We start from the raw sequence: 6,911 nt of genomic DNA, 5'->3' as shown, positions 1-6,911 counted from the left end.
AATTCTTGACTAATTCCAAAGAATAAAATACAAATGAGAGCAGGCAACTGCTCTTCAAAACCATAAAAAAGCGGGCAAAATAGCCTGCTTTTTTGCATTTAAATAGCTAAAACAAGAAAAGCTATAGTCTAGATTCACTAAAAAGATAGTGTAAAATTCTATAATAAATAACAAAAAGAAATAGACAAATATAATTTGATTATTCTAATAAAAATAGCATTCATATAGCACCTATTCAATATAAAAAGTATTATACAAACAATAAAAGAAACATAGGGAAGTACAGTATATAGATAGCCTTTAGGATTAGATTTTATGACAAAGTGTCAAATTTCACAAGATTTAGTCAAAATTACAGAAGATTCAAAGACATAAAGCTATTAGATTCAATAATAGATAATAATATACATAAAAACAATTAAAAAAAGATTATTACGAAGAATTTATCATAACTTAAACTTAACTAAGCATGACTGAAAAGCACAAAAAATAAAAAATGTATAGAAAAAATTATCTCATAACTTACTAAAAGAGCTTTATTTGATTTGATAATTTATTTTTATAATAAAAAAAGTGAATTTCTTTTAATATTATGTTGACATAGTAAAGCAATAGATGTATACTTCTAGTATACATGAAATTGTTTTCATGAGAAAGAGAGGAGAGGTATTTTGAAATTAACAAAAGATCAACAAGATTTATTAGATGGCAAGTACGGTGAAGGTGCTAAACTTGCAATGAAAGTACAAGTTGCAATAGGAGAATCTTTTGGGGCAGAGAGGATGGTTCCAATAACAAGAGCTCACGTAGCATTAAGTAATCAAGATGCAGATTTATGGTTAGCGGAAAAAATGGTCAATTTAGGAGCTCGTTGTAGAGTTTCACCAACAGTTAATCCAGGATGGGGAATTCCTTATTTTAAGGAAAGAAATATGGGGGATAAGGAAGATTATGAGATGATGCAAAGGACTCATGAAGCATATAAAAAATTAGGTGCAACATTGAGTTATAACTGTACTCCATACATAGATACAAATGTGCCTAATTTTGGAGAAATCACAGCTTTTTCTGAGTCTAGTGCTACGCCTTATGTAAATTCAGTGTGGGGTGCGAGATCAAACAGAGAAGGAGCTAACTCAGCTTTATTTGCTGCAATAACTGGATATGTACCAGAGTACGGTTTACTTTTAGATGAGAATAGAAAGGGAACTATTTTGGTAGAGGTAAAAGCTGATATGGATAATGACTATGATTATCATATGTTGGGGATGTGTGGTAAAAAGATAGGTCATGGAATTCCCGTTTTTGTAGGTTTGCCAGAACATATTAGTAAAGAAGCGTTAAGGAATTTGGGGGCCCAACTAAATACATCTGGAGCATATGATATGTATCATATAGTTGGTTTTACTCCAGAAGCTCAAACTCTAGAAATGGCTTTTGGTGGAAAAGAACCAGAAAGAAAAGTAACAATAACAAATGAGGATTTTGAAGAAGTGTTAAAGGATATTTCTTTAGAAGGAGAAAGAGAAATTGACTTTGCTATGTTTGGTTGTCCTCATTTTACACTTGATGAAGTAAGGCATATCTCTGAAAGAATTAATGGTAGGAAGTTAGAAAAGGAAATGTGGATTTTAGTTTCATCTCATGTAAAACATCTTTGTGATATTATGGGATATTCTGAAATCATGGAAAAACTTGGGGCTCATATTGTACCTAGTACTTGTCCAGATCAACCAATTTGGAAATTTTTAAAAGGAAAAGTTGGGGTAACAGAATCTCCTAAATGTGCTTATTATCCTAAACGAAGAGGAATTGATTTTGTGATAAGAGATTTAGACACATGTATTGATGCAGCATTAACAGGGAGGGTTAAATAATGAGTAGAGTTTATAAATGTCATAAAATATCTGATGGAAGAGTAGAAGCAGAAGTAACTATATCCAAAGATCCAATAATGTTTTATTTATTAGAACCAGGAACAGGGAAAATGATTGAACCTAACCATGATTTTACTGGAAGGAGTATGTCTGGAAAAATTTTAGTATTTCCATCAGGAAAAGGAAGTTCAGTTGTTCAAGCCGATGGTTTATTCCAATTAATGAAATATAATAATCAGCCTGCTGGGATGATTGTGAAGTATCCAGAAACAGTTTTAGTAACAAGTGCTATTATTTTCGAAATACCACTAGTAGACAAAGTTGATACAGAGTTCTACGAAGATATTAAAGAAGGTGATAGGATTATAATTGATGCAAATAAAGAAGAAATAACGATTTTATAATAATTAAGGAGATATTATGAAAAAGATTTTAAAAATTATAACAATTTTATTAGTTGCTGTTGCTATTACAGCTTGTGGAAGTAAAGGTAAGGCTAACAAGACATCTGATACGGCAGAAAGTACAAAAGCAGCAAAAGGAGATGTAATAATTAAAATAGGTCATGTTGAACCTGAAAGTAGGTCAACTCATAAGGCTTTGCTGAATTTCAAAAAGAATGTTGAAGAAAAAAGTAAGGGAAAAATTGGTATAGAGATTTATCCAAATGGTTCCTTAGGTGGAGATGTTCAAATGACAGAATCTGTAGCTATGGGGACATTACAATCAACATTGCCATCAACTTCTGTTCTAACAACATATTCAGAAGAATTTGGTATTTTAGATATGCCTTATCTTTTTAAAAATAGTGAATCTGCTTTTGCTGCGTTAGATGGAGAAGTAGGAGAATATTTTAATAAAAAGTTAGAGGAACAAGGAATTCATTGTTTAGGCTATGCGTATAATGGACCTAGATCAACAACAACAAATTCAGGACCTATTGAAAAACCTGAAGATTTAAAGGGAGTCAAAATGAGAGTTATGGAGAGTCCAATATTTATTGACTTTTATAAAACATTAGGAGCAAATCCTACTCCAATGAGCTTTACAGAATTGTACACAGGTTTACAACAAGGAACTGTAGAAGCACAAGAAAATCCACCATCTTTAACATTTGCAAATAAATTTTATGAGGTTCAAAAGTATCAAACTATTGATGAACACGTTCATAACTTTTTGCCATTTTTAATTAATAAAAATGTCTATGACTCTTTGGACAAAGATATGCAAGAATTGCTTGAAAATGAAGCAAAAGTTTTTGTTGCAGAACAAAGGAAAATGGAATTAGAAGATAACGTTAAAGCGATTAAAGATCTTGAAACAGAAGGAAAACTTACAACTAATGTATTTAGCGATGATCAAAAGTTAGAATTCAGAAAAGCTTTACAACCAATGTATGATAAATATCAAAAACAATTTGGAGAAGAATTATTCAATTTATGTGAAAAGTATAATAAATAAACAACTATAATTTAGAAGAATTGGATATATCCAATTCTTCTAAAAGGAGTAAAAATATGAGAAATTTTTTAAAAAAATTCAATAAGATTGAAGAAATTGTCCTAGTAAGTAGTTTAGTTATTAATGTTGCGATAGTATTTATGCAAGTTATAATGAGATATTTCTTTAATACATCGTTAGCATGGTCTGAGGAACTGTCTAGATACATATTTATTTGGCAAGTATGGCTTGGAAGTAGTATAGCATATGTTGACAATCAACATATTAGAGTGGACTTGATATTTAGCATTTTTAAATCAAAAAAAGTTCATAAAATTTTACACTTAATAATTAATATTATATGGCTTACTTTTAATGTATTTTTAGTCTATGTAGGAATAAAACTTCTTAAATCTATGAGCGCAAGAAATGCATTATCATCAGGGATGCGTTTGCCATTGGTATATGTATATTCAGCACTCCCTGTGTCATCTTTTATTCTAGTTTTTAGAATTTTTTTTGATACTATAGATACTATTACAGGAAAAAAAGAAGGTATAATAAATAACGAAGAAATTGAGGAGATTTAGTATGGAGTCAATGGTATTATTTGGAATATTTTTCGTGTTATTAATATTGGGAGTTCCAATAGGATATGCAATAGGTATTTCTACTTTAGTAAACATTGTAAGTTTTACTGATATGCCAACAATGATGATTGCCCAGAATTCAATTGCTGGCGTAGATTCTTTTCCTTTATTAGCTATTCCATTTTTTATGTTAGCTGGAAATTTGATGAGTAGTGGAGGAATAGCAAAGAGACTAGTAGATTTCTTTCAATCTTTTATTGGACATATAACTGGCGGATTGGGTATGGTTACAATTGTAGTTTGTATGTTTTTTGCTGCAATATCCGGATCAGCAGTCGCAACAGTTTCTGCAGTTGGAGCATTTATGATTCCGCAGATGGTTAATCATGGATATAGTAAAGGATTTTCAACAGCTCTAACAGCTGCAGCAGGTACAATAGGAGTTATTATACCACCTAGTGTTCCTTTTGTAATATATGGTGTTGTTTCAGGAGCATCAATAACACAAATGTTTACAGCTGGTTTCTTGCCAGGGATTTTAATGGGCATAGCATTAATGATTGTATGTTATATTGTATCAAAGAAAAATGGGTATAAAGGTAATGAAAATAGAAAAAGTCTGAAAGAAATATTTCATTCTTTTATTGATGCATTTTGGGCTATAATGTCTCCAGTAATAATTTTAGGTGGAATTTATGCAGGAGTATTTACTCCAACAGAAGCGGCTGTTGTTTCGGTAGTATATTCGTTTGTAGTAGGTGTTTTTGTTTATAAAGAATTAAATTTGAAGGAAGCGTATAAGTCTTTTAGAGATGCTATAGTAGTTAATGGGGCAACTACTTTTATGGTAGGATTGTCTACAGCATTTGCTGCGTTGTTAACAATGGAACAAATTCCTATGAAAATAGCAATGTTTATTACATCTCTTAGTGATAATGGTATCGTTATTTTAATTTTAATTAATATATTCCTAATTATTGTAGGAATGTTTATTGATAATATACCTGGTACAATTATCCTGACACCTATATTATTACCAATTGTTTTAAGATTAGGAATGAGTCCAATAACTTTTGGTATAATGCTAACTATGAATTTAGCTATTGGTTTTTGTACACCTCCTTATGGAATCAATTTATTTGTTGCAACGGCTATTTCTAAGGTAGGAATGAGTGTATTGACAAAAGAAATAATAAAATTCATATTAGCTTTAATTGTTGTATTAATGTTAGTTACGTTTGTACCATTAATTACAAATGTATTTTTATAAAAGGAGATTTATTAAAATGTTAATTTGGATTATAGATGAAGAGTGGACTAATTACGATTTGGAAAAAGAGTATTTGCCAAAAGCTTTTGAAAATGTTGAAATAAGGATTTCAAATTATGATTATGAAAAAGATCTTGAGGAGTTCGGAAGTAAAGTTGATGCTATTTTAGCACAAGTTTACGCGGATATTCCTAGAAAAACAATAGAAAAACTGGATAATTGTAAAGTCATATCGACATATGGAGGAGGATATGATAGGATTGATCTAGAAGCATGCAAAGAAAAAGGAATAAGAGTTACAAATATACAGGGATATTGTGCTGAAGACTTAGCAGATTACACTCTTGCAGCTATTTATTACTATAATAAGAGAATACAGTTTTATTCTGATACATGTTTAGAGAATGTAAAAAATGGTAAGTGGGGCTCTCTTGTAATAGAAGAACCTAGACATAGAATTTCGAAAGAGAACCTTGTCATTGTTGGATTTGGAGCTATAGGAAAAGCTATAGCTAATAAGGTTAAGCCTGTTGGAATTAATGTTTATGCCATTGATGATTTTTTAAGTGAAGCAGAGATAGCTAAATATGGAGTTAAAAAAGTATCTTGGGAAGAAGGATTTAAAATTGCGGATTATGTTAGTGTAAATTTAAAAGGAATTGATGCTAATAAAGATAAAATCACTATGAATGAATTTAAAATGATGAAAAAGACCGCTCATATAATTAATACTTCTAGAGGCAAAATTATAAAAGAAACAGATTTGATTGAGGCAATTAAAAACAAAGAAATAGAAGGTGCTATTTTAGATGTTGTGGCTAATGAGCCTCCTAATGGGAATGAAAAAATTTTTAATCAAAAAGGTATTTTGGTAACACCTCATATTTCTTATATTTCAATAGAGTCTATGAAAGCTTTAAAAGAATTTGCATTAGGAAATTTAGAGGCTGTTTTAAAAGGTGAAACTCCGAGAGATCCTGTTATTTAAGGACCTGTTTTTTAAACTAATTAAGTGGGGTTGTAATGACGAGAGTAAAATTAAAAAGTAGGGAAACTCTTTCAGATAAAGCTTATAGATTCATAAGAAATTCGATAATATCGGGTGATGTAAAGGGTGGAGAATTATTAACTGAAAAAAGCATTGGAGAACAATTAAACATGAGTAGAACTCCAGTTAAAAGAGCACTCACTAGATTAGAACAAGAAGGATATTTGAAAAGTGTAGATGGAGTGGGCACAATTGTACTAGAATTATCTCTAAAAGATTTATCTGATATTTATGAGGTTAGAATTGCCATTGAAAAAATAGCAATGAGAACTTCAATAAAAAATATAAAGGATTATGAAATTAATAAATTAGAAAGAGATTTATATAAAATATTAGAAGATAAAAGTAATAATAAATATATTTCTGAGAAATATTTGATAAGTAAAGATGAAGAAACTCACAGGCTTATTTTAGAAAATTCTGCGAATAATTATATTAAAACTATTTATTCGAGTATAAAAGGACAAATTGATAGATATCAACATGAAGCTTATGCCTTAACGGATACAACGGTGGAAAGTACTAAATACCATTTAGAAATATTAAAATGTATAAAGAATAGAAATTTAGAAGAAGCACAAGATATTTTAGAAAAGCATTTAAAATGGTCATATGAGGTTTTAGTAAATGAATTTACAAGATTAATTTAATAATGAAGAGTTTTTAGGAGTCTGATTATTTTAAAT

Annotated in this window: 7 protein-coding genes; all 7 read left to right on the top strand. The window is 29.9% G+C overall.

Annotation, left to right across the window (positions count from 1 at the left end; genetic code table 11):
• The first annotated feature begins 671 nt into the window (after positions 1-671).
• From ACQRC6_RS09505 to ACQRC6_RS09475, 7 genes are read left to right on the top strand one after another with little or no spacing between them, the layout of a single operon-like run.
• Positions 672-1,877, top strand: a complete 1,206-nt coding sequence (locus ACQRC6_RS09505; protein ID WP_427848706.1) for an aconitase X catalytic domain-containing protein — start codon at positions 672-674, stop codon at positions 1,875-1,877.
• Positions 1,877-2,281, top strand: a complete 405-nt coding sequence (locus tag ACQRC6_RS09500; RefSeq protein ID WP_427848705.1) for an aconitase X swivel domain-containing protein — start codon at positions 1,877-1,879, stop codon at positions 2,279-2,281. The genes ACQRC6_RS09505 and ACQRC6_RS09500 overlap by 1 nt, the downstream gene beginning before the upstream one ends.
• Before the next feature lie 16 nt (positions 2,282-2,297).
• On the top strand, positions 2,298-3,338 hold the full coding sequence (locus ACQRC6_RS09495) for a DctP family TRAP transporter solute-binding subunit (protein ID WP_427848704.1): 1,041 nt from the start codon (positions 2,298-2,300) through the stop codon (positions 3,336-3,338).
• Positions 3,339-3,394: 56 nt separating this feature from the next.
• On the top strand, positions 3,395-3,907 hold the full coding sequence (locus tag ACQRC6_RS09490) for a TRAP transporter small permease (RefSeq protein ID WP_427848703.1): 513 nt from the start codon (positions 3,395-3,397) through the stop codon (positions 3,905-3,907).
• 1 nt (position 3,908) lies between these two features.
• The gene (locus ACQRC6_RS09485; protein ID WP_427848702.1) at positions 3,909-5,177 is read left to right on the top strand and encodes a TRAP transporter large permease; all 1,269 of its coding nucleotides are present in this window, start codon (positions 3,909-3,911) and stop codon (positions 5,175-5,177) included.
• A 16-nt stretch (positions 5,178-5,193) separates the two neighbouring features.
• Positions 5,194-6,165 carry an NAD(P)-dependent oxidoreductase gene (locus tag ACQRC6_RS09480; RefSeq protein WP_293559824.1) on the top strand — a complete coding sequence of 324 codons (972 nt, stop codon included), beginning with the start codon at positions 5,194-5,196 and terminating at the stop codon, positions 6,163-6,165.
• A 35-nt stretch (positions 6,166-6,200) separates the two neighbouring features.
• Positions 6,201-6,875, top strand: coding sequence for a GntR family transcriptional regulator (locus ACQRC6_RS09475; protein ID WP_293559823.1), 675 nt, complete (start codon positions 6,201-6,203; stop codon positions 6,873-6,875).
• The last annotated feature ends 36 nt before the right edge of the window (positions 6,876-6,911 follow it).

Source organism: Peptoniphilus sp. SGI.035 (assembly GCF_050315115.1).
Classification (GTDB): domain Bacteria; phylum Bacillota; class Clostridia; order Tissierellales; family Peptoniphilaceae; genus Peptoniphilus_A.
Note: the sequence above shows the minus strand (reverse complement) of the source record. Positions and strands in the feature narration are given on the sequence as shown.

Coding starts and splice junctions, on each gene's coding strand:
- ACQRC6_RS09480 (WP_293559824.1), top strand. CDS start 5,194: ATGTTAATTTGGATTATAGATGAAGAGTGGACTAATTACGATTTGGAA.
- ACQRC6_RS09485 (WP_427848702.1), top strand. CDS start 3,909: ATGGAGTCAATGGTATTATTTGGAATATTTTTCGTGTTATTAATATTG.
- ACQRC6_RS09475 (WP_293559823.1), top strand. CDS start 6,201: ATGACGAGAGTAAAATTAAAAAGTAGGGAAACTCTTTCAGATAAAGCT.
- ACQRC6_RS09490 (WP_427848703.1), top strand. CDS start 3,395: ATGAGAAATTTTTTAAAAAAATTCAATAAGATTGAAGAAATTGTCCTA.
- ACQRC6_RS09495 (WP_427848704.1), top strand. CDS start 2,298: ATGAAAAAGATTTTAAAAATTATAACAATTTTATTAGTTGCTGTTGCT.
- ACQRC6_RS09500 (WP_427848705.1), top strand. CDS start 1,877: ATGAGTAGAGTTTATAAATGTCATAAAATATCTGATGGAAGAGTAGAA.